This is a genomic window from Emcibacteraceae bacterium, from assembly GCA_041396985.1.
Lineage (GTDB): Bacteria > Pseudomonadota > Alphaproteobacteria > Sphingomonadales > Emcibacteraceae > Pseudemcibacter.
The window spans coordinates 310,499-334,153 of the sequence record JAWKXO010000005.1 but is presented as its reverse complement, the minus strand read 5'-3'; the positions used below and the strand labels follow the sequence as shown (position 1 = coordinate 334,153).

Here is a 23,655-nt window from a genome sequence, read left to right as displayed (position 1 = left end):
AAAAATGAAGTAAAAAGTGGGGCAACTCTTGGAAAACGTTTGCATCGACGCAGCCTGCTGAAAGCAGGGGCCATTGCCGCGCCAGTTGCGCTGACGCTTCATGGTGGTGTGCCACTTGCCCATGCTGACTCAGCCGGGCTTTGTGTGATCAACCTGATGAATATTGCCAACAACCCTGCCGATAACCGCTCTGCAATGCTGCAGGTGCCGATTAAGGGTGGACAGGTTGCGGCACCAAACAATGGGACTCATAAATTTGAACTGTTGCCGGAAGATCTTGCAAATGACTATCCTCCCGGGACACAGCTTCAGCCATTTGATGCCAGCAATTTAAATCACTGGGAATTTATCAAAGATCCGCTTAATCAGCGATTTGGTTTCTCCTGTGTTAATTCCATTGAATTTAATTATAAAATCAAAGGAAATAATGGCTGGGGTAACGGTGATCAGCCGGCACCCGGTGGTTCACTGCCAAATAATAATGCGGAAAACGGCCCTGGCGGCAACCCGAATTAATTGGTTTTCCTGTCTGGTAGGACGCGAAAAAACAATAAATAGAATTTTAATGATTAAAGCTCATGATCAGGGTATGATTCGTGAGCTTTTTTCTTTGGGATTTTATAAAAGGGGTTTTGATTATTTTAACGTCCGCAAATTCATTTGATAGAAAACTGGTCTTTCATGTGCCGGATAATGCCGGTCTGATCTGGTCGGAATGGGAAGATGCCAGTATTGTTTATGACCCGCGCAGTGGTCATACACAGGTGCTGAATGAATTTGCCCGTGAACTTCTTGCCCTTTATGAGGATGGTCCCAAAAGCCTTGATCAGCTGCTTGCTGAATTTTCAAAAATTATTGACGCTGAACCTGATGCGACAACAACACAAAATATTATCGAAACGGTTGCCGGTTTTGATAACATGGGCCTGATAGAACCGATCTGAATTGAAAAGAAAAATAATGTCGCCGACCAGTCTTTTTCACAAAACTGACAATCTGATAAACTTTACCGATCAGCAACTTGATGCCCGTCTTGCAACTCATGGCGCCCAACTGGAAATAGGCCCGTTTACAGTCAATGTGGCGCTTAAGTTCAGGAATATCCGTGATGAATTTATCAAAATTTACCGGGACTATCCTTTTTATGATAATCCGGTGGTTCTGGATAATACGATCAGGATATTCGGCCGCAATCTTTACCGCCAGTATATAAAGCCACAGGCCTTTGTTGATGTGGGAATGAACAGTGATTTTATTCCGCTGCCCGCCAGTATGGGAATGGTCAGCTTAGAGATGGGGCTAAACTGGCAGGTGGCATCCGCCTGCAAACAATATCTGATGTTCCATGCTGGTGTGGTGGCAAAGGATGGTGTAGGGCTTGTCATGCCGGCGATGTCAGGTAGCGGTAAAAGCACGCTGGCAGCGGGTCTCTCTTACCGGGGGTGGCAGCTTCATTCTGACGAATTTGGCCTTCTTGATATGGAAAGCGGGGAGCTGGTGCCTTATCCGCGGGCCGTGTCCCTAAAAAACCAGTCCATTGCCGTGATGAAAGACTGGGTCGGACAGGTCAGTGATAACGCGGGTGATTATTTCACGGATGAATATCACGGCACACCAAAAGGGACGATCTGTTATCTGCGCCCGCCAAAAGCATCCATTGAACAGATGCATAAAAGGACAAAACCAAATGTGGTGATCCTGCCGATTTATGATTCATCCGCCAAACCGGCAATCCGGCCGATTACCAAAACGATGGCCTTTTTCAGGATGGTAATGTCATCGGCCAATTACGGCGATATTGGCGAAGATGCGTTTCGTGCCATTTCGGATATCATCAACGCGTCTGATGTCTGTGAAATTATTTACCCGTCACTTGATGATGCGGTTTCGCTGGTGGAAGAATTTGTCGCCAAAAAGGCGAGCGAAATTAAAGCGGGTGGTGATCATGGCTAAAGTAATCACCGATAAAAATATTCTGATCCGTGTGCTTAAAAATCCGGAACTGATGACGTCTTTGGATGCCAGTGAATGGAACGCCCTTCTTCGTGAGGCGAGAATATCCAACCTGGCCGGGCGCCTGGCGGCAGATGCGGAAAGTTTAAAGATAATTGATCTGCTGCCCGCAAAAGTTCAAAACCTTTTTAAATCTTTTACCTATAACAGTCTTTCATCGGCTAGGATGATCCGCTGGGAAATGAACAGGGTCATGCGCGCTTTAAAAGGCAGTGATGAAAAAGTCATCCTGCTTAAGGGGGCAGCCTATCTTGATAAAGATTTAAGCTGCACGCGCGGGCGCATCAGCGTTGATCTTGATGTTCTGGTGCCGAAAAAGCGAATTGACTGGGTCGAGGAAAAATTCATTGCCGCCGGATGGCAGCACCAGCTTGATAATGATTATGACCAGAAATTTTACCGTGAATATGCCCATGAACTGCCGCCAATGGTGCATCCGGACAGGCGGATCAGTATTGATGTTCATCACAGTATCCTGCCTGTGACCAGCCGGGTTTCACCTGATATGTCAAAGCTGATCGCGGACGCGATAAAAAGCAAAAGCGGGTTTTATGTTTTTTCCGATGTGGATATTATCCTGCACAGCGTCGTGCATCAGTTTCAGGACGGGGAAGTGCGTTCAAGCCTAAGAAACCTGCTCGAGCAACATGATATGCTGAATGAATTTGGCAAAATTGCCGGCTTCTGGGACAAACTGGTGCCACGGGCAATTGAGCTTGGCCTGACCCGGGCGCTTTATTATGCGCTGAGATACACGCAAATTATCATGGGAACCGAAATTCCGGAAGCCGTGATGTCGGATATCAGGCCATTTGGTCCGAACCCAATTGTGCGCAAAATCATGGACTGGATGGTGCCGGGGGTTATTTCACCTTCATTCGGGGCAACGGGCTTTGCCCGCTGGGTTGCGGCAAACGGGCTTTATATCCGTTCCCACTGGTTAAGGATGCCGCCGCTGCTGCTTACCCGACATCTGACGATTAAATTTTTCCGTCGCTTCAGTATGGGCGGTTAAAGTCATTCACCGCAGCAAAAAAATCATCAAAATGATCAATGACAATATCCGGGCCCAACTCGCGGACCGGAATTCTGGTATAGCCGAAGGAAACCCCGACGGTGAGCATTTTGGCATCGCGCCCGGCGGCGATATCATTAATGCTGTCACCAACCATAATGGCATCTTTAGGATCCACATTCATCAGATCGCACGTGGCAAAAAGATGCCTTGGGTCCGGCTTTTTAAATTCAAAACTGTCACCGCAGGTTACGGCCGCGAATAAATGATCAATATCCAGCTTTTCAAGCAGCTCACGGGTCAGCACCTCGTTTTTATTGGTGCAGATCGCCATCGGAATATCCTGATTTTTGAGTGAATTAAGCAATTCAACCACACCAGGGAATAATGTGGTATAATCGGCAATATGGGCCCGATAATAGTCAAGATACTGATCAAATAGGATGTCTACTTCTGCGTCTGACGGCCGGTCGCCACTATGGCTGAAGCCTTTGATGATAAGCGCTTTTGCCCCTTCGCCGACCATATTGCGGACGTCGGCGGGGTCAATTTCGGCCCGTCCGTTATTTTTAAGCATGTGGTTTAAAGTAGCAGCAAGGTCAATGGCACTATCGGCGATGGTGCCATCAAGATCGAAGAGGATGGCGCTCGGTTTATTTTTAAGCATTTATTAGGCCGTTTTTAATATATATTTAAAGCATCTGTAGTAAAAAAGGGTTAGTTATTCAGTATTGATTAATCTTATGACATTATGTTGACCCAATTAATAGTCAGAGTACAAAAAAAATAACAGGAAATAATAAAAAACATGGCTAAATCTGAACTTGCTCTCGTTATACTCGCCGCCGGAAAAGGCACGCGGATGAAATCCTCATTGCATAAAGTGCTGCATCCGCTTGGCGGACGGCCCATGCTTCATCACTTGCTCGCGAGTGCCGAGCCGCTTAATCCGACCCGTAAAGTGATTGTGGTGGGTGCCGGAAAGGAGCAGGTTGAAGCGTCCGTGGGAACACAGGCTGAAATCGCCGTGCAGGAACCACAGCTTGGTACCGGGCATGCGGTACAGATGACAAGGGATCAACTCGCCGGGTTTAAGGGCGACGTGCTTATTTTATATGGTGATGTGCCATTGCTGACCACGGCCACCATGCAGAAAATGATTGAAACACGGCAAAAAAGCGGTGTTGCGGTTGTCGTTCTTGGCTTTACACCGGCGGACGCCAAAGCCTATGGCCGGTTGAAACTGGATGCTGACGGCCATCTTGACGCCATTATCGAATATAAGGACGCATCGGAAGACGAGCGGGCCATAAAACTTTGCAACAGCGGTATTATGGCCTTAAGCGGGGAGCATATGTTTACCCTGCTGGACAGTCTTAAAAATGACAATGCCGCGAAAGAATATTACCTGACGGACGTGGGTGAAATTGCCAATAAAATGGGTCTTGGCTGCGCCGTGGTGGAAGCGGACGAACAGGAAGTCATGGGCATTAACAGCCGCAGTGAACTGGCCGAGGCGGAAGAGGTCTTCCAAAATGAACTCCGCCAGTATTTCATGGATGAAGGGGTTAGCCTTAAGGATCCGAAAACCGTTTATTTCAGCCATGATACACTCATCGGACAGGATGTGACGGTTGAGCCTAATGTGGTATTCGGCCCGGGCACAAAAATTGCGGGTAATGTCACCATTAAAGCCTTCAGCCATATTGAAGGGGCAATCATCGGTGCGGGATCAACAGTGGGGCCGTTTGTCAGGCTTCGTCCGGCGGCAGTGCTTGGCGAAGGGGTTAAGGTCGGCAATTTCGTTGAAATTAAAAAGGCCAGCGTAGAAGACGGGGCAAAGGTCAGCCATCTAAGCTATATCGGGGACGCGCGGATCGGAAAAAACGCCAATATCGGTGCCGGAACCATCACCTGTAACTATGACGGTTATTTCAAATATCATACGGATATCGGTGAAGGGGCCTTTATCGGCTCAAACACGGCGCTGGTCGCACCGGTCACCATCGGTGACGGGGCCATTGTCGGGGCGGGTAGTGTTATTACCTTCGCGGTTGAGGGTGATGCGCTGGCGATTGCCCGTGGCAAACAAAAGCAGCTTGGCGGCTGGGCCGCCAAATTCAGAACAGATAAAAAAGCAAAGAAAATGGTATAACAGGGTAACTGTCAATGTGTGGAATTATTGGAATTATCAGTGAACAGGATGTGGCAAGGCGAATTGTTGAAGGACTTCGCCGGCTGGAATATCGCGGCTATGACAGTGCCGGTGTGGCAACGCTTTTTAATGGAAGAACCATTGACCGCCGCCGGGCGGAAGGTAAGCTGATCAATCTTGAAAATGAACTTGACCGTCATGAACTACCCGGCCATGTCGGCATCGGTCATACCCGTTGGGCCACCCATGGTGAACCAACGGTCAGAAATGCCCACCCCCATGCGTCCGAGAAAGTGGCAGTGGTTCATAACGGTATTATTGAAAATTTCCGCGAACTTCGTGAACGCCTCAGCGCCCGTGGTCATAATTTCATGACTGAAACGGACACGGAAACCATTGTTCACCTGATTACCGATTTCATTGATCAGGGTTTAAGCGCCCGTGATGCGGCCAAAGCGGCACTTTCCGAACTGGAAGGGGCCTTTGCGCTGGCGATAATTTTTGAAGGCCAGGAAAACCTGATGATCGGCGCGCGGCGCGGCAGCCCGCTTGTGCTGGGCTATGGTACGGATGAAAATGAAGGCCACGAAATGTATCTGGGCTCTGACGCGATTGCATTATCGCACCTGACCAACCGGATTTCCTATCTTGATGAAGGGGACAGGGTCGAAATCACCCGCACGACAGTGCAGGTTTATAATGCGTCGGGTGAACCGGTGGACCGCGAAATCCACACTGTTGATGCGGCCAGCGGCAATATCGACAAGGGCAATTACAAACATTTCATGATGAAGGAAATATATGAACAGCCAATGGTGGTGGGCCAGACACTGGGGTCACTGATTGATCCCTTAAACGGCCGGGTCAAAATCACCAATATGCCCTTTGATCTGTCGGCGGTTGACCGGGTGACGATCATTGCCTGCGGTACATCATTCTATGCCGCCATGGTGGCAAAATACTGGCTGGAACAGGTTGGCCGCATCAATGTTGATGTGGATATTGCGTCCGAATTCCGTTACCGCGAACCGGTGATGCCGAATGGTGGCCTTTCCATTTTTATTTCACAGTCGGGCGAAACCGCCGATACACTTGCAGCACTTCGTTATGCCAAGTCACAGGGTCAGCATATTTTATCGATCCTTAATGTGGCGCAAAGCTCGATGGAACGGGAAAGCGATTTTGTTCTCCATACCCATGCCGGGCCGGAAGTGGGGGTTGCCTCAACCAAGGCCTTTACCTGTCAGCTGGCGGTATTGGCCTGTCTGGCGATTGCCCATGCCAAAGCGCGCGGCACCATTGACGAGGACGAGGAAGCACGGCTTTGTGTCGCCCTTTCCGAAGTGCCGGCCCGTATGGCAGAAGTCTTAAATCATGATGATGCCATCCAGAAAATGGCTGAGGACGTGGCGAAAGCCCGCGATGTGATTTATCTTGGCCGCGGCCTTGAATATCCGATTGCCATGGAAGGCGCGTTGAAACTTAAGGAAATATCCTATATCCATGCCGAAGGCTACGCCGCCGGGGAAATGAAACATGGCCCGATCGCGCTGATTGACAAGGATGTACCGATTATTGTCATTGCGCCAAGCGGACGTCTTTATGAAAAAACCGTTTCTAACATGCAGGAAGTGATCGCCCGTAAAGGCCAGGTTTATTTCTTCACCGATCTTGAAGGGGCAAAAGCCGACGGCGGGTCCGCCATTGCCACGGTGGCGCTTCCCATGCTCGATGAATTCGTGACGCCGCTGCTTCACGCGATTCCGGTGCAGCTACTAAGCTATCATGTCGCTGTTGCCAAAGGCACCGACGTTGATCAGCCACGAAACCTTGCCAAGTCGGTGACGGTGGAATAATTTATATCTTTTAAATTATCTGATAATTTAAGGATTTCAGTTATGAACCCTGAAAAGCGCATTGAGGTGCTTGAAAAACTGTTGCTGCAGTCGGAAACACGGGCTTCAAAAACGCAGCTAGATGCTTTGCTTGCGGATGATTTTACGGAATTTGGCAGCTCGGGCAGAAGCTGGACCAAAAATGAAATTATTGAGGCTTTGACCGCTCAATCCGATAATCCGCCGATCAGGTTTCACACAAGCGATTTTTCTGTGAAAATGCTTAGTCCGGATGCGGCACTGGTCCGCTATAAATGTGTCAGCAAAGACGCGAATGGGGTCATCCTACGCTCGACATTGCGGTCATCAGTCTGGCGGTATAAAAATGAAAAATGGAAAATCTATTTTCATCAGGGTACCGTGCAAACGGAGTGAGTGTTATGCTGTTTTTGTCCTTATATATCAGTCGCGTCAGTCTGATTAATTCTTCCCAGCCCGAAGTTTTTCAAGCAATGTGATCCAGCCATTGATATGGGGTTCAAGGCGGCCTTCGCCGATTGCAAAGCGGGCACCGTATATCACATAAGGGGGCAGCACGGTCATGCCGGTAGCACGCATGGTTTGCTCAACCGATCTTAAAAATTCATCAACCGTGTAATTGTTACGGTTTCCGGGGCCGAATTTATCAAGCCCCGCCCCGGTGGAGGTGGCGCAGAGGAAATATTTCCCGGTAAATGCCTTTCCCTCCGGCGCGTAGGCATGTTTGGAAAGGATCACTTTATCCTGATATTCCTTAAGCAACGCGGGGGTGGAAAACCAGTGCATGGGGAACTGGAAAATAATGATGTCATGGTCAAAAAGCCTGTCTATTTCCGCCTCAGCATCGATTTTAAAGTCGGGGTAAAGCCGATAAAGATCAATGAAGGTGATCCCGTCCATACCGAGGGCCGCATCAACCATGGCTTTGTTGATGGTGGAGCTATCATGATGTTCATGGGCATAAATGATCAGGATCTTATTCATTGGCTCTCTAAAATCGGCAAAATCACCCGTGACGGGGCGGCTTTGCTACGGATGACGGTTTGCGTGGTTTTAAGGTAGTCGTCCTTGTCCGCGGTATAGATATTCATGAACTGCCCCGGGTTTCTGTCATAAATGGGGAACCAGGTGCTGTGGACCTGGATCATGATTTTGTGGCCTTTTTTAAAAGTGTGGAATTTATCACGGATTTCAAAATTTATATCGGTCGGCGCATTTGGCGTTACCGGTTCGGGGTCTGATAGGCTGTTTCTATATTTCGCCCGCATCCCCTCGGCGCCGACCAGCATCTGATACCCCGGGTTTTCGCCGCTATTTGGAAAAACATCAATGATTTTAACAAACCAGTCGGCATCGGTGCCGGTGGTTTCAGTCACCAGTCTAGCCAGTACCGGCCCGGCAATGGTGATGTCATTTTCCAGCACATCAGTCTGATAGGTCAGCACATCGCCGCGGGTTGACTGCATCCGCTGATCTTCGATCCGGTATTCGCCCAGGGCATAGCCGAATTCGATTTTGGTTGAATAGGGCACGGGTTTATTGGGGTCATTCAAATAGCTGTCGGCACCGTCTTTTTTTGGTGGCTCAAAGGAAAGCTTGAAATTGTCGGTAAGATATAAGGCTTTTTCCTTCATATTTTTTGGCGGCCATTCAGCAAATTTATGCCATTTATTGCCGCCTGTTTCAAACATATAGGCTTCGTTCGGTTTATAGTCGCCCTTGTCTTTTAAGTAATATTCAAAAAACGGCATAAGCATATTTTTATTATAAAAATCAGACGTTTGTGAACCAAACTTAATGTCGCCTAATTTTGAGCCGTCACCGCTGCGCCAGCCGCCATGCACCCACGGACCGGCGACAAGGGTGGTTTTATTTTGGGGATTTTTTTCCTCAATCGCGTGGTAAGTGGCAATGGTGCCATAAGGGTCCGGTGCATCAAACCAACCCATGACAAAAAGGGCCGGCAGGGTGATATCATTCATCAGTTTTGGCATATTGCGGCGCTGGTAATGCTCATCATAATTGGGGTGGTCGATCACATCCTGCCATACGCTGGTGAGCTGCCCGTCAAAATAGGTTTCATTAATTTTATCAAGCGGGCCAGAGTTCAGGAAAAATTCATAACCCCAGTTGGTGCCGTAATCAGGCTTTACAATTTTTTTATTCGGGTCATGACGGTCGGCGGCGGTGGCTTCGATCATACCGTGGCTCCACGCCATGCGGGCCATCAACCGGTTAATGCCGTTACGGTGGGAATCGTCGCCAATGAACGGATCACCCGTCGTTGCCTGCGGCGAGACCGCCTTTAACGCCGGATGGGGGTTAATCATCCCCATGACTGCGAACCAGCCGGGGTGGGAAATACCCCACTGGCCGACGCGGCCGTTGTTATTTTCAATATTCTTGATCAACCAGTCGATGGTGTCATAATTATCGGTGCTTTCATCGGCTTCACCCGGCACTTCGCTTAAGGGGCGAATATCGGAAAAAACCCCTTCGGACATATAGGTGCCACGGGCATCCTGCGTGACGAAAATATAGCCGTCCCGAACCATATCAATATGGGGGGCAAGGGATGTTGCCTTTATATACTCATCCCCATATGGCCCGGCGGAATAGGGGGTGCGCAGTAACATGATCGGATAACTTACCGATTGATCGCGCGGGGTATAGACAACCGTGTGAAGTTTGATGCCGTCCCGCATCGGAATATCATATTCGGCTTTTTGATAATTTGCTTTTAAATCATAGCTTTCCGCTGCCAGTGAAGTTTGCGAGAGTGCCGCCAACATCATGATAATGGATAAATATCCGATCACTTTTTTCATTATTTCTTCCCCTTATTTTGCCTATAAATGAGTATCATCATTAATGGGCTAATGTCTATTTCTGATTTTATCCTGATCGCCGCTTGACTTTTTGGTTCAGAACGCCACTTTAATGAATAAGAAAATTTAAGGACAAATTAAAATGTATGACTATGATTTCTTTGTGATTGGGGCCGGTTCCGGCGGGGTTCGGGCAAGCCGGATGGCGGCAACATATGGGGCAAAAGTCGGCCTTGCCGAAGATTACCGTGTTGGTGGGACCTGTGTAATCCGGGGATGTGTGCCTAAAAAGCTGTTTGTTTATGCGTCCGAATATTCGTCCCATTTCCGCGATGCGGTCGGGTTCGGCTGGTCGGAAGGCAGTCATGATTTTAACTGGAAAACCTTAAAAGCCAATAAGGATAAGGAAATAGACCGCCTTGAAGGGCTATATGGCAAGAACCTTGATAATCATAAAGTTGAGATCATCAGGGCACGGGCAAAACTGCTTGATCGCCATACCATTGAACTGACTGAAGAGGGCGGCAGCCGGACGGTCACCGCCGATAAAATTCTGATCGCGACCGGGGCATGGCCGTCATACCCTGATATTCCGGGGATTGAGCATGCCATATCGTCCAACGAGGTATTTGAATTTGATGAGCTGCCAAAGAAAATCACCGTTGTCGGTGGCGGCTATATTGCTGTTGAAATGGCCGGAATTTTTAACGGGCTTGGCGTTGAAACATCGCTGCTTTATCGCGGGGAAGAAATTTTGCGCGGCTTTGATCTGGAAATCCGTACCAAGCTGCGTGATGAAATGGTTAAAAAAGGCATTGATGTCCGCATTCATCATGATGTCGACGAAATTCTTAAAAATGGTGACAAATATATTCTGAAACTAAGCGATGGTAATGAAATGGCCACCGACTGTGTGCTTTATGCCACCGGGCGGCAGGCCAACAGCAGAAATATCGGGCTTGAAGAGCTTGGTGTGGAAATGAAAGAAAATGGTGACATTATCGTTGATGAATATTACCGCACCAATGTTGATAATATTTTTGCGGTTGGTGACGTGACCGGAGGAATGCAGCTGACCCCGATTGCCATTAAGGAAGGGGCGGCACTGGCCGCGACCCAGTTTAACAACAAGCCGACTTTTGTGAATTATGATAATATTCCGACAGCGATTTTTTCCCAGCCGCCGATCGGCACTGTTGGCCTGTCGGAAGAAGAAGCACGTGAAAAATATGGCGATGATTTAAAAGTCTATCGCAGCGAATATAAATCGATGAAATTTACCCTTGCCGGGCGTGATGAAAGATCGCTGATTAAATTGCTGGTTGATGGGGAAACTGACAAGGTTGTCGGTGCCCATATGATCGGACCGGACAGTGCCGAAATTATACAGGGTATTGCCATTGCGCTTAAAGTCGGTGCGACCAAGGCGCAGTTTGACGATACGGTTGCGGTGCACCCGTCATCGGCGGAAGAATTCGTTTTAATGAAGTAATGGCTTCACAAGGGCGGATAAAAGCCTTATAGAGTGCAGTAATGTACGAAAATTAATGGAATTTGAACAATGACTAAGAAATGGACCCCTGACAGCTGGAGATCAATGCCTATCCGCCAGGTGCCGACTTATCCGGATGAAGCCAGACTTGCGGAAGTGGAAGCAGAACTGAGAAGGTTGCCGCCGCTTGTATTTGCAGGTGAGGCAAGACGCCTGAAAAAGCAGCTTGGCGATGTGGCCAAAGGAAACGCTTTTCTGCTTCAAGGCGGCGACTGCGCTGAAAGCTTTGCCGAATTCCATGCCGATAAAATTCGTGATACGTTTCGCGTACTTCTGCAGATGTCCGTGGCGCTGACCTTTGCCGCGTCATGCCCGATTGTTAAAGTGGGCCGTATGGCCGGGCAGTATGCCAAGCCAAGAAGCGCCGATATGGAAACAAAAAACGGTGTCAGCCTGCCAAGTTACCGTGGTGATATCATCAATGGTATCAGCTTTGACGAGGAATCCCGCATTCCGGACCCGCAGCGTATGATCAAGGGCTATTCGCAGGCCTCATCTACGCTTAATCTGCTGCGTGCTTTTGCCCAAGGCGGATATGCCAATCTTCGGAAAGTGCATCAATGGAACCTTGATTTCGTGGGTCGCGGTGAAGCGGTTCAGAAATATCAGGACCTGGCCGACCGGATTGATGAAGCGCTATCCTTCATGGAAGCCTGCGGGATTGACCCGAACAGCAATGCGCTGCAGGGAACCGATTTCTATGTTTCGCACGAGGCATTGCTTCTTCGTTATGAAGAGGCGCTGACCCGCGTCGACAGCACCACCGGTGACTGGTACGACACATCGGGCCATATGCTCTGGATCGGCGACCGTACCCGAATTCTTGGGGAAGCCCATGTTGAATTCCTGCGCGGTATTCAAAACCCGCTCGGTATTAAGGTTGGGCCAAAAACAGATCTTGATGAGCTGATTAAAATTCTTGATCTGCTGAACCCGGAAAATGAAGCGGGCCGCATCACACTGATCTGCCGGATGGGCGCGAATATTATTGAAGACAAGCTGCCATCTGTTATTAAACGGGTAGAAGGTGAAGGCAAGGTTGTGGTCTGGTCGTCTGATCCGATGCATGGTAACACCATTACCGCGGCAGGAGGTTTTAAAACCCGTCCGTTTGAAGATGTGCTGACAGAAATTCGCCGCTTTTTCAGAATTCACCGCAGCATGGGAACCTATGCCGGGGGCGTTCATTTTGAAATGACCGGACAGAATGTGACCGAATGTACCGGTGGTGCCGAAGCGATTACCGAAGAAAAGCTTGCCGACAGATACCGCACACATTGTGATCCGCGCCTGAACGCAAGCCAGAGCCTTGAGCTCGCGTTTCTGATTGCCGAAGGGCTTAAGGAAGAGCGGCTTGAGCGGGCAAAAGAATTAAAAGCAGCCGCAGCACGCTAAAAAGGACCGATATGTCAGATGGCCAGTGCACTCGCAATCGCAATAGCGACTATAAACCCCGTCGTCGGGGATATTGACGGTAATGCTGTACGCATCCTTAAGGTGCGTGAGCAGACGCCTGATGCCGATCTGATTGTCTATAGCGAACTGGTGCTGATTGGCTACCCACCCGAGGATCTTGTTTTAAAACCATCCTTCCAGCGTGATGCCATGGATAAGGCGGTCGAGTTGGCCAGACGAACCAGTGATGGCGGCCCGGCGATGTTGATCGGCTCGCTCTGGATCGAGGGCGGAAAGCTTTATAACAGCTCGCTCCTGCTGGCAAATGGCACCATTGCCGCGATCCGCCATAAACGCGATCTTCCCAATTACGGGGTCTTTGATGAAAAGCGGGTTTTTGAAAGTGGCCCATGCCCCGAACCAATTGACTTTAAAGGGGTTAAGCTGGGTGTCCTCACTTGTGAAGATCTATGGTGGGAAACTGTCACTGACTATCTGAAAAATAAACAGGCGGAAATTCTGGTCTCCCTTAATGGCTCGCCTTATGATTTGCCGAAATCGGAAGACCGTTACCAAAATGGACGTGACCGGGTGGCGCAGGCGGGTATTCCGCTTATTTATACCAATCAGGTCGGCGGGCAGGATGAGCTGGTCTTTGACGGTGAAGCTTTCGTGATGGATCGGGACGGGACCGTGATTGTGCGCCAGCCCGCCTTTTTGGAAGTGACCACCATAACCAACTGGGAAAAGGACGTCAAAGGCGACTGGCAGTGTGCGCCACAGGACATCCCGCCAAAAAATGACCGCTTGACCGATATTTATCAGGCGATGATGATCGGAACCCGTGATTATGTGAATAAAAACCGCTTTCCCGGGGTGATTATCGGTATGTCCGGCGGAATTGACAGTGCGCTTAGCGCTATTATTGCCGTTGATGCGCTGGGGGCGGACCGGGTTCATCTGGTGATGATGCCGTCAAAATATACATCGGAAGAAAGCCTGATTGACGCGGCGGATGCGGCGCAGATGATCGGCTGCAAAATTGATAATATTCCGATCAATGACGGGGTTATGGCTTTTGAAAAAATGCTGACCGGATCATTTGCCGGGACGTCACCTGACCTGACGGAAGAAAATATCCAGTCAAGAATTCGGGCCGTGATCCTGATGGGGCTTAGCAATAAATTCGGTAAAATGGTGCTGACCACCGGCAATAAATCGGAAATGTCGGTGGGTTACGCGACCATTTACGGCGATATGTGTGGTGGCTATAATGCGCTTAAAGATATTTACAAGCTGGATGTCTATAAAATAAGCGAATGGCGCAATGAAAATCACCCTGTCGGCGGGCTTGGCCCACGTGGACAGATCATGCCCTATAATATCATCAAAAAACCGCCAACCGCCGAGCTTAGGCCCGATCAGAAAGACCAGGACAGCCTGCCACCCTATGAGGTGCTGGATGATATTCTTGAATGTCTGATCGAACGGGAAATGGCAACAAAAGAGATTATTGCCCTCGGCCATGATGCCGAGACGGTTGCGAGGATACAAAATCTGCTTTATACCGCAGAATATAAAAGACGACAGGCACCCCCGGGTGTTAAAATATCAGAAAAGAATTTTGGCCGTGACAGGCGCTATCCCATCACCAATGGGTATCGAGACAAAAAAGATAAATAGGAAACAGAATGTCTGTAAAAGTTAGATTTGCCCCAAGCCCGACCGGGCGCCTTCATGTGGGGAACGTAAGAACCGCCATTTCAAACTGGCTTTATGCCCGCAAAATGGGCGGTGTGTTTTTCCTTCGTATTGATGATACCGATTTGGAGCGGTCAACAAAGGACTATGAAGACGGAATCAGGGAAGACCTTATCTGGCTTGGCCTTAACTGGGACGAGACGGCAAAGCAGTCAGAACGCTTTGACCGCTATGATGCGGCGGTTGAAAAACTGAAAGCGGACGGGCGGTTATACCCCTGCTATGAAACGGCACAGGAACTTGATTTAAAAAGAAAAATTCAACTGGGCCAGGGTAAGCCTCCGCTTTATGACCGTGCCGCCCTCAATTTAAGCGACGCGGAGCGCGCCAAACTGGAAGCAGCCGGTAACAAACCACACTGGCGGTTCAAGCTTGATATTCCGGCCCGTGTTGAATGGGTTGATCATGTCAAGGGACCTCAGAGCTTTGATATTGCCGCGCTTAGTGACCCTATTCTGGTGCGGGAGGATGGCAGCTATCTTTATACCCTGCCATCGGTGGTGGATGATATTGATTTTGGTATTACTCATATTATGCGCGGCGAGGATCATTCGGCCAACAGCGCGGTACAGACCCAGCTTTTTGAAGCACTGGGCTCAAAAGCGCCGGAAATGGCCCATTTTTCGCTGCTTACAGGGGCAAAGGGCGAGGGGCTTTCAAAACGGCTTGGCTCCGCCAGCATCAAATCATACCGCGAGGAAGAGGGGCTTGAAGCCATGAGCATCGTGAGCCTGCTTGCACGGATCGGATCATCCGACCCGATTGAACCCTTCACCACAATGGAGCCGTTAATAGAAGGATTTGAATTTTCAAAATTCAGCCGCGCAACCGCCAAATTCGACCCAAGAGATCTTGAAATCCTAAACGCCAAAATCCTCCATGTTACAGACTATAATTCGGTAAAAGACCGGCTTCCGGCCGCTGTCACGGAAGACATCTGGAACGTCGCCCGGGCCAATATCACTTACATAAAGGATATTGGTGACTGGCTCCATATCGTCAATGGCCCGATTAAACCGGTCATTGACAATGCCGATTTTGCTTTGAAAGCGGCGGAGCTTCTGCCATCCGGCAAATGGGACGGTGAAACTTGGAAAGCATGGACCGCCGCGGTTAAGGAGCAGACCGGTGCCAAGGGAAAGGATCTTTTTATGCCGCTGCGCCGCGCGCTTACAGGGCAGGATCATGGGCCTGAGCTTGGCATATTGCTGCCGCTGATCGGTGAAGATCGTGTCAGGGCGCGACTGAACGGCCAAGAGGCGTAAATGAGCGGCTTAAAAATTTACAACACACTGAGCAATAAGAAAGAAGAGTTCAAACCGATCGACCCCAACCATGTCACCATGTATGTGTGCGGGCCGACCGTTTATGATTATGCCCATGTGGGCAATGCCCGCCCGGTGGTTGTGTTTGATACGTTGGCAAGATTGCTTCGCCATGATTATGGCGGCCTGACCTATGCCCGTAACATTACCGATATTGATGATAAAATCATTGAAGCAAGCCAGAAAACCGGTGATGATATTTCTGTGATCACCGAAAAATTCACCCGCATTTATGAAGAGGATATGGCTGCCTTAAACGCCGAGCTGCCGGATGTGCGGCCGAAAGCTACCGATTATATTGCGGAAATGATCGCGCTGATCGGTGACCTGGTTGAAAAGGGCCATGCCTATGTTGCCGATGGTCATGTGCTTTTTCAGGTATCAACCATGAAGGATTATGGCGAACTTTCCGGACGCACGGTTGAAGACCTTCTGGCCGGGGCGCGGGTTGATGTGGCCGATTATAAACGCGAAGCGCCGGATTTTGTGCTGTGGAAACCATCGACCGATGACCAACCGGGCTGGAAAAGCCCATGGGGCCGTGGCCGCCCAGGCTGGCATATTGAATGTTCGGCAATGATTGAAAAGAATTTTGGTAAAACCATTGATATTCATGGCGGTGGTCAGGATCTGATCTTTCCCCATCATGAAAATGAAATCGCCCAGAGCAAATGTTCCCATGGTGGTGCAGCGCTCGCCAATTACTGGATGCATAATGGTTACCTTACCGTTGACGGGGAAAAAATGTCAAAATCCCTTGGGAATTACGTGACGGTTCATGAATTACTGGACGAATTCCCGGGCAAGGGCGAAGCCATTCGATTGGCGTTGTTGTCAGCACAATACCGCCAGCCGGTTGATTTCAGCCGTGACGGGATCAGGCAGGCAATGAAGCAGCTTGACCGCTGGTACAGAATTACCAATGACGTAATGGCCACCGAACCATCAGACGCGGTACTGGATGCCCTGCGGGATGATCTCAACACGCCAAAGGCAATAATGGAACTTAACCAGCTTGCCAAGGATGACAGCAAAAAAGGCACTCTTAAAGCATCGGCAAGTCTTCTGGGGCTTCTTGAACAGGATAACTGGTTTGAAGCAGGGCTTGATGAGAGTGGCATTTCAGCAGATCAGATTGAAAAATTAATTTCTGATCGTACTGAAGCCAAAAAAGCAAAGGATTTTACAAAAGCTGATCAAATCCGCAGTGAGCTTGCGGCGCAGGGAATTACTTTGCTGGATGGCCCCGATGGCACATCCTGGGAAAAGAAATAGTGGCCGGAACCAACCATAAGGAAGCATCGGTCATATCGGACGAAGGGCCGGCTATTATTCTGGTCATTCCGCAGCTTGGGGAAAATATCGGAAAAGCGGTTCGCGCCATGTATAATTTCGGGCTTACTGACCTGCGGCTTGTCGCCCCTCGGGACGGCTGGCCCAATCCTGATGCGGTGGCCCCGGCGGCGGGTGCCGATATCGTGCTTGAGCGGGCGAAAGTTTTTGACAGTACGGCGGCGGCGATCGCCGATCTTGATTATGTTTATGCGACCACGGCGCGGCCCCGCGATATGATCAAGGAAGTGATCACCCCCAAACAGTGCAGTGCGCTGATGCGCGGCTTTGTGAATGCTGGTCGGAAAGTGGGGCTTTTGTTCGGGCCCGAAAAAGCGGGTCTTAAAAATGATGATATTGCGCTTTCAACGGCGATTGTGTCGGTGCCGCTGAACCCGGCATTTGCGTCCATCAATCTGGCGCAAGCGGTTGGGCTGATGGCATACGAATGGTTTCAGACAGGCACCGAAATTCCGGACAGTTATACCCCGACCCTTGATACCCGCCCGGCAACAGCGGGGGAGTTACAGAAACTGTTTGATCATATGGAGGCCGAGCTGGAGGAGGCGGGATATTTCCGGTCCGACCAGCGGCGCTCATTAATGCGGCGCAATTTAAGAAATATTTTCACCCGCAGTAACCTGACCCACGAGGAAGTGAGCACCTTACGCGGGGTGGTTAAGGCACTGGCCACCGGCGGCGGACCGGGTTGGCAGGCAGAAAAAGCCGAACTTGCCAGACAAATGGCCAAAAAGAAGCCGAAAAGTAAGGAAAAAAGCCAGATTAAGTTTGACAAGGGCTGATAAATAGCTATATTCCGCCCATCTCGAATGACCTGAGTGAGAGTCTCAGGTTGCGTAAGGGACCACATATTGTTCTTTACGGCGCTGATATTAATATCAATTTTAACACAAGAAGCGATTTGGAAAAATGACAAAACGTACACAAGCCAAGTATAAAATCGACCGCCGTATGGGCGAAAACATCTGGGGTCGTCCAAAATCACCGGTAAATACCCGCGAATACCGTCCCGGCCAGCATGGTCAGGGTCGCCGCGCTAAGCTTTCTGACTATGGCGTTCAGCTTATGGCAAAACAGAAGCTTAAAGGTTATTACGGTGATATCACAGAAAAACAGTTTAAAGGTATTTATACCGAAGCGGTCCGCCGCCGTGGTGATACCGGTCAGATCCTTGTTGGTCTGCTCGAAACACGCCTTGATGCGGTTGTTTACCGTGCGAAATTCGTCCCAACCGTTTTTGCTGCCCGTCAGTTTGTCAACCACGGTCATGTTAAAGTGAACGGCCAAAGAGTAAATATCCCTAGCTATATGGTTAAAGTCGGCGATGTTATTGAGATCCGTGAAAAATCACGTCAGATCCCAATGGTTATTCAGGCAATTGACAGCCCTGAGCGCGAAGTACCGGAATATATCACCGTTGAAGAAGATGGCCGCAAGGCAACCTTTGTTCGTGTGCCGTCACTGGATGAGATCCCTTATCCGGTTGTGATGGAACCAAACCTGGTGGTCGAGTTCTATTCAAGATAAGCTTAGTTTATCACGATTTGCTTAAAAAGCCGCTCTGATCATTCAGGGCGGCTTTTTTCTGCTTTAGTGGATAGTTTTAAAGTGAGGAAATAGCCAATCGCCCCGGTCACGATCAGGGTGATGCTGAAGGCAATTTCCTCCGGGTTCTGCACCGTCAGATAGCCGAGGGTCACTGTACTGATCGCAATGAATATTATCGGCGGAAGCGGGTAGAACGGAATCTTGAAGGTTGCATCATGCTGCCCCACGCCGCGTCGGCGCAGGATGAATACCCCGGCCACAACGAATAATGAATTTAACGCCATGGTCGCCCCTGAAAAAAGCAGGATGCTTTCAAATGTCGCGCTCCAGAGAAACAGAAGCGCCAATATGGATTGAAGCCAGATGGCGGTTGAAGGAATGCCGTGGCTGTTTCTTCTGCCCAAAACCTGAAAAAGGCTGTAATCTTCCCCCAGCATTTGCAGCACCCGGGGTGCCGCCACCAGCATGGCACTTACGGTGGAAATCAGCAATAATGAAAGGGATAGTCCCATAACCGTGCCGCCGACACTGCCGAAAGCATGGTTGGCGGCAATGAAGCCGATTTCAAGTTTCCCGGCCATGGCGTCCATTGGCGCCACAGCCAGAAACACATAATTGAGCAGCAGATAACAGGCCATAACAGTGGCGGTGCCGACAATTAGCACCCGGGGCAGGCTTTTTTGCGGGTCTTCCACTTCGCTGGTAAGGTACGTGGCCGCGTTCCAGCCGGTATAGGCATAGCCGACATAAATAAGCGACACGGCAAAGGCCCCGCCGGTAAAAAGGCTAAGATCGGATGTGCTGGGCATATAATTAATGTTCTGCGGTTCATCAACCGCGATCAGCGCGGCGATGGAGAAGCCGACAATCAGCAGGATTTTACCGGTGGTGAAAAAATCCTGTAACCCGCCACTGTTTTTATGACTGGTTGAATGAATGGCGGTCATGATCAGTATCAGAAAAGTGGCAAGCCATAAGGGGTTCAGCGAGGGAAAAACAGAGCTTAAATATTCGCCGAAGGTCATGGCGGCAAGAGCGGTTGGCGCCGCAAAACCGACAGTGACCGATATCCAGCCGGAAATAAACCCGGCGGCCGGATGATAAATTTGGCTCAGGAAATTATATTCCCCGCCCGAGCGCGGCAGCTTTGCCCCCAGTTCCGCATAACATAAAGCGCCGCAAAGCGACATCAGCCCGCCAAGCGCCCACAATGTCATAATCACAAAACCGGAGTGGATATCGGCAAGCTGAAAACCAAGGCTCGTGAAAATACCGGTGCCGATCATGTTAGCAATCACGATCGCAAGCGCGGTTGCGGTGCTGAATTTTCCCTTTTCCGTCATGGGCTTCCCCTTATTTTAAGCGGGATGGTAACACGGGCAACCCACCCCGGCAAGCGGCAAAGGGCATCGGCTTTTTTATTGCGTGAAGACGATATACTGATAAGATGCATGAAAAAAAGAAGGAGCGATGATGGAACCGGTTTTTGATACGCTGTTAAGCGGTTTTCCCTATTTTATTTCCCACTTCGGGCTGACCCTGATCATGCTGGGGGCCGGGGTTTTTATTTATGAGAAAATCACCCCTTATCATGAGCTGGAGCTGGTGCGGCAGGGCAATGTGGCGGCAAGCATTTCGATGGCGGCGGGGATACTGGGCCTTGCCATTCCGCTGGCATCCTGCCTTGAAGGCAGCATCAGCCTTTGGGATATCTTCATCTGGGGATGGGTAATTCTGCTTATTCAGATCCTCGCCTTTTACTTTGCCAATCTGGTGATTGACAATCTAAAGGAACGGATTCAAAATAACGAAATAGGCCCGGCAATTTTGCTTTTTGCCGGGAAAATTTCTATCGCGCTGATTAATGCAGCGGCAATTTCAGATAAATTTTAGGAGCATAATTTAATGTTAAAAATATACGGCGGCAAAACCTATAACGCGGTTAAAGTGGTGATGACAGCGGAGGAGCTTGGACTTGATTATGAGTATGTGAACCTCGATTTTAAGAAGGGCGAGCATAAATTACCGGAATTTTTAAAAGTCCATCCGCTGGGCAAGGTGCCGGCCATGGAACATAACGGCCACCCGATATTTGAAAGCAATAATATGTGCCGCTATCTGGCCAATATTTCGGGTAAAAGGCTTTATTCCGCCGATCCGCTGGAAGCCGCAAAAATAGACCAGACCGTTGATTTTATCGGCTATCATATCGGTCGCTGGATCACCGTCTATTTCGTTCAGGATATTGTCATGAAAGCCTTTTATGACAAGGACCCTGACCCCGCCGCTATCAAGGAAGCAGCCGGATTTTTAGAAGCACAGCTGCCTTATCTTGAACGGTTGTTGGAAGAAAATGATTTCCTTTGTGGCGATGAAATTACCATTGCTGATCCGATTGCCTTTGCGTTGATGATGGCCAATGAATATACCAGTTTTGATATTAAGCCTTATAATAATATCTGCGCCTGGTATGAGCGGATGAAGGCGCGTCCATCATACGCCGCCACCATGAAACATTTGCCCGAAGGGTATAAACTTTAATCGGCGGCATATGACTATTTCGGCAAAAACGGCATTTATTATTCTGGCAATTGTGGTCATTATCGGGGAGCTTTCAAAAGACCCGGAAAACGCACCGCAGCGCCCGGTTATCGTAAAAAAAGAACCGTCCTACCCGCCGCTTAGCCCCATTAAACCGGAAGGGGTCGGGAAAATCGGCCCGGGCAACGGGAGGGACGCCGAACTGGTGATTGAGGAAGAACCGCGTATGCGCCGTGCCCAATATAGCGGCACGGCTTTTTCCATTGATGATCGGGGGCTTTGGGTGACGGCCCGTCATGTCACCCATAATTGCGACCGGCTTATGCTGGCGCGCCCGTTTAAACGGCCACTGGCGGTTAAGGCATTGGTTGAGCATGATCAGGCCGATGTCAGCATAATCCAGACCGATGGCGGCTATGCCGCGCTTGGGGTTGATGTCAGTGCGCCGGATTATAACCAGGACGGCTTTCATTTTGGGTTTCCGCGCGGGGAACCCGGTGAAGTTTATTCAAAACTGATCGGCCGGCGCACCATGAAAACGGTGGGGGCGGAAAGCTATAAGGAAACGGTTTATGTCTGGGCCGAAAAAATCAGGGTACCCGACAGTGATGAAAGCCTTGGTGGCATTAGTGGCGGGCCGATTTTAAATAAAAGCGGCAAGGTGGTCGGTATTCATGTGGCGGGGTCAATCAGACGGGGACGGTCCTTTTCATCGCTGCCCAATCATATTAATGAGCTGCTTATTCAAAACCGGGTAAGCGTCCCGGGGGAGGAAAACCCTGTCGATATCAGCAAACTAAACCCCGGGGACTTTGCCACTGTGGGCAGTGAGCTAAGGGATAGCCTGACCGTTGCCCAGATTATCTGCCGTATGGATTAACAATTATTTTTCAACCACATCACGGTGCATCGGGGCCATCAATGCCAATAATTTATTTTGGGTTCGGTTTGAAATATTGGCTTCGCTCATTGCCTGCTGAAGATGTTCAACAAGTGCATTAAAATGAGCCGTGGTAAGCCCAAGTCCCACATGAGCTTTTTTCATATCCAGCCCATCATATTTACAGGGTCCGCCGGTTAGCTCGCACGTCTGATCTGTAAGCAGTTGGGTAAGTCTTGCAATATCGCTCTTTTCCAGAGTATGAGCAATGCGTTTATCGTCCAGTGATAAAGCCAATGTTCTGGCCATGATTTTATGAATTGTTTCCTTGCCGCCAATGTTATCATATAAGGTTTGCGCCTGTACGCTGCTCGCGAAACATGAGCAAATTACTGTAATAAGTATAATTTTTAGATTTTTCATTTTAGAACCCTGCCTGTAATGATAGATAAAAGCCTCTCTGTCTTCCTTGAAGCGCAATTTCGCCAAGATCAACTCCAGCTACTGTAACGGATAGGTTTTTGTTGAAAAAATAAGCCAGATAAGCTGCCATTGCGTCCTGTTCTTTGGCAAAGGCGAGATTATCGGGCTTTGATCTGAAATCAACACCTGCGACAATGTTTGGCGTAAATAGATAGCTAAGGGAGACTTCCGTCTGAAGTGTATGACCGGATGTTAAACTGCCATAACCCAATAAGCCAAACTGGTTTGCTTCTGTATATCTTGCCGTAGCATTTAAAATAAGGCTTTGGTCCAGAATTATTTTCGTTGCAGAAATATAAAGATCATAACTTTCATCATTTCTTGCTCCTAGTGCACGAACAAGGGCCTGATCACCGTTTCTCTTATAATTTGCCCCAACAGAAATTTGTGGTATCAAACTATCCTGATCATAAACGGCATTGCCGAAAAGGCGTATTTTTGCGCCGATTATATCCTGATCAAATGTGAAGCTTTCACCGATCCCCAGCCTTGCGCCAGCATCACGGGTATCAAACCACTGATGCGAATAACTGAGTTCAACACGGTCATAAAGACCAACTGCAATACCCGATGAGTTAAAAGTAAAATCATTTAACAATGTGACAGTATGATGAGCATTAACCCCAATACCCTTATCAGTTCCGTAGCCTGTAATCAAAGCCCAATTGGTTAGGCCGGAACCGCCAGTTCCTTCTACCTGTGTTACGCCACCTGTTGCAATAAGCTTGCCTTGATTAAATAAACTATCAGCTGTTGCCGGTTGGTATTGAAATGATATTATTAAAACGAAGATTGGAATTTTTGGTAATAGTGCTGCTAGTCTTAACCCCCCTACATGTAAAACATCAGCAGGATTACGAACAAATTTAAAAAACAATTTTTAATCCTTTGGTTAAACTTAAATTAAGCATTACCCCCTAGGTTGTCTTTTA

General features: G+C 49.1%; 23 protein-coding genes. 17 read left to right on the top strand and 6 right to left on the bottom strand.

Annotated features, from left to right (window positions below; genetic code table 11):
• The 4 genes from R3D86_14365 to R3D86_14350 form a co-directional block, all read left to right on the top strand.
• On the top strand, positions 1–516 hold a 516-nt coding region (locus R3D86_14365), incomplete at its 5' end, for a hypothetical protein (protein MEZ5759402.1).
• Between the two features lie 80 nt (positions 517–596).
• Entirely contained in the window at positions 597–944 is a 348-nt protein-coding gene (locus R3D86_14360) for an HPr-rel-A system PqqD family peptide chaperone (protein ID MEZ5759401.1), read from the top strand.
• 16 nt (positions 945–960) lie between these two features.
• A complete protein-coding gene (locus R3D86_14355) occupies positions 961–1,953 on the top strand; it encodes an HprK-related kinase A (protein ID MEZ5759400.1) in 993 nt (330 codons plus the stop codon).
• Positions 1,946–3,028: a nucleotidyltransferase family protein gene (locus R3D86_14350; protein MEZ5759399.1), complete on the top strand. Its 1,083-nt coding sequence runs from the start codon at positions 1,946–1,948 to the stop codon at positions 3,026–3,028. The genes R3D86_14355 and R3D86_14350 overlap by 8 nt, the downstream gene beginning before the upstream one ends.
• Here the strand turns inward: R3D86_14350 and R3D86_14345 are convergent.
• Positions 3,012–3,695 (bottom strand): HAD family hydrolase, encoded by a 684-nt coding sequence (locus R3D86_14345; GenBank protein ID MEZ5759398.1) that lies wholly within the window; start codon positions 3,693–3,695, stop codon positions 3,012–3,014. The two genes, R3D86_14350 and R3D86_14345, sit on opposite strands and share 17 nt — an antisense overlap.
• A 141-nt stretch (positions 3,696–3,836) precedes the next feature.
• Here R3D86_14345 and glmU point away from each other — a divergent pair, with 141 nt between their 5' ends.
• Genes glmU through R3D86_14330 form a run of 3 tightly spaced genes read left to right on the top strand, consistent with a single transcriptional unit; the run spans position 3,837 to position 7,453 of the window.
• The gene (glmU, locus tag R3D86_14340) at positions 3,837–5,183 is read left to right on the top strand and encodes a bifunctional UDP-N-acetylglucosamine diphosphorylase/glucosamine-1-phosphate N-acetyltransferase GlmU (protein MEZ5759397.1); all 1,347 of its coding nucleotides are present in this window, start codon (positions 3,837–3,839) and stop codon (positions 5,181–5,183) included.
• Positions 5,184–5,197: 14 nt separating this feature from the next.
• Positions 5,198–7,039, top strand: a complete 1,842-nt coding sequence (glmS, locus tag R3D86_14335; GenBank protein MEZ5759396.1) for a glutamine--fructose-6-phosphate transaminase (isomerizing) — start codon at positions 5,198–5,200, stop codon at positions 7,037–7,039.
• 42 nt (positions 7,040–7,081) lie between these two features.
• Complete coding sequence (locus tag R3D86_14330; protein ID MEZ5759395.1) at positions 7,082–7,453, top strand: DUF4440 domain-containing protein; 372 nt, start codon at positions 7,082–7,084, stop codon at positions 7,451–7,453.
• Positions 7,454–7,498: 45 nt separating this feature from the next.
• On the opposite strand, the gene R3D86_14325 is transcribed toward R3D86_14330, so the two are convergent.
• Both R3D86_14325 and R3D86_14320 read right to left on the bottom strand, forming a co-directional pair.
• On the bottom strand, positions 7,499–8,041 hold the full coding sequence (locus R3D86_14325) for an NAD(P)H-dependent oxidoreductase (protein ID MEZ5759394.1): 543 nt from the start codon (positions 8,039–8,041) through the stop codon (positions 7,499–7,501).
• Positions 8,038–9,885: a CocE/NonD family hydrolase gene (locus R3D86_14320; protein MEZ5759393.1), complete on the bottom strand. Its 1,848-nt coding sequence runs from the start codon at positions 9,883–9,885 to the stop codon at positions 8,038–8,040. The genes R3D86_14325 and R3D86_14320 overlap by 4 nt, the downstream gene beginning before the upstream one ends.
• Positions 9,886–10,027: 142 nt before the next feature.
• Here R3D86_14320 and gor point away from each other — a divergent pair, with 142 nt between their 5' ends.
• The 7 genes from gor to rpsD all read left to right on the top strand — a co-directional run bounded on the left by gor (position 10,028) and on the right by rpsD (position 18,798).
• Positions 10,028–11,377 carry a glutathione-disulfide reductase gene (gene gor, locus R3D86_14315; GenBank protein ID MEZ5759392.1) on the top strand — a complete coding sequence of 450 codons (1,350 nt, stop codon included), beginning with the start codon at positions 10,028–10,030 and terminating at the stop codon, positions 11,375–11,377.
• Positions 11,378–11,446: 69 nt separating this feature from the next.
• Entirely contained in the window at positions 11,447–12,832 is a 1,386-nt protein-coding gene (locus R3D86_14310; GenBank protein ID MEZ5759391.1) for a 3-deoxy-7-phosphoheptulonate synthase class II, read from the top strand.
• 18 nt (positions 12,833–12,850) lie between these two features.
• Positions 12,851–14,515, top strand: a complete 1,665-nt coding sequence (locus tag R3D86_14305) for an NAD+ synthase (GenBank protein ID MEZ5759390.1) — start codon at positions 12,851–12,853, stop codon at positions 14,513–14,515.
• Between the two features lie 8 nt (positions 14,516–14,523).
• Complete coding sequence (gene gltX / locus R3D86_14300) at positions 14,524–15,858, top strand: glutamate--tRNA ligase (protein MEZ5759389.1); 1,335 nt, start codon at positions 14,524–14,526, stop codon at positions 15,856–15,858.
• Positions 15,859–17,193, top strand: a complete 1,335-nt coding sequence (gene cysS, locus R3D86_14295; GenBank protein ID MEZ5759388.1) for a cysteine--tRNA ligase — start codon at positions 15,859–15,861, stop codon at positions 17,191–17,193.
• A complete protein-coding gene (locus R3D86_14290) occupies positions 17,193–18,053 on the top strand; it encodes an RNA methyltransferase (GenBank protein MEZ5759387.1) in 861 nt (286 codons plus the stop codon). Before cysS ends, R3D86_14290 begins: the two co-directional genes overlap by 1 nt.
• Before the next feature lie 127 nt (positions 18,054–18,180).
• Entirely contained in the window at positions 18,181–18,798 is a 618-nt protein-coding gene (rpsD, locus tag R3D86_14285; GenBank protein MEZ5759386.1) for a 30S ribosomal protein S4, read from the top strand.
• A 38-nt stretch (positions 18,799–18,836) separates the two neighbouring features.
• Here rpsD and R3D86_14280 read toward each other — a convergent pair whose 3' ends face one another.
• Positions 18,837–20,162 carry an amino acid permease gene (locus R3D86_14280; protein MEZ5759385.1) on the bottom strand — a complete coding sequence of 442 codons (1,326 nt, stop codon included), beginning with the start codon at positions 20,160–20,162 and terminating at the stop codon, positions 18,837–18,839.
• Between the two features lie 127 nt (positions 20,163–20,289).
• Here R3D86_14280 and R3D86_14275 point away from each other — a divergent pair, with 127 nt between their 5' ends.
• Genes R3D86_14275 through R3D86_14265 form a run of 3 tightly spaced genes read left to right on the top strand, consistent with a single transcriptional unit; the run spans position 20,290 to position 22,240 of the window.
• Positions 20,290–20,712 (top strand): DUF350 domain-containing protein, encoded by a 423-nt coding sequence (locus R3D86_14275; GenBank protein MEZ5759384.1) that lies wholly within the window; start codon positions 20,290–20,292, stop codon positions 20,710–20,712.
• 12 nt (positions 20,713–20,724) lie between these two features.
• Positions 20,725–21,360, top strand: a complete 636-nt coding sequence (locus tag R3D86_14270) for a glutathione S-transferase family protein (protein ID MEZ5759383.1) — start codon at positions 20,725–20,727, stop codon at positions 21,358–21,360.
• A gap of 10 nt (positions 21,361–21,370) precedes the next feature.
• Positions 21,371–22,240, top strand: coding sequence for a serine protease (locus R3D86_14265; GenBank protein MEZ5759382.1), 870 nt, complete (start codon positions 21,371–21,373; stop codon positions 22,238–22,240).
• 3 nt (positions 22,241–22,243) lie between these two features.
• On the opposite strand, the gene R3D86_14260 is transcribed toward R3D86_14265, so the two are convergent.
• The gene (locus tag R3D86_14260) at positions 22,244–22,663 is read right to left on the bottom strand and encodes a group 1 truncated hemoglobin (protein ID MEZ5759381.1); all 420 of its coding nucleotides are present in this window, start codon (positions 22,661–22,663) and stop codon (positions 22,244–22,246) included.
• Position 22,664: 1 nt separating this feature from the next.
• On the bottom strand, positions 22,665–23,600 hold the full coding sequence (locus R3D86_14255; GenBank protein ID MEZ5759380.1) for a DUF3034 family protein: 936 nt from the start codon (positions 23,598–23,600) through the stop codon (positions 22,665–22,667).
• Positions 23,601–23,655 lie beyond the last annotated feature (55 nt).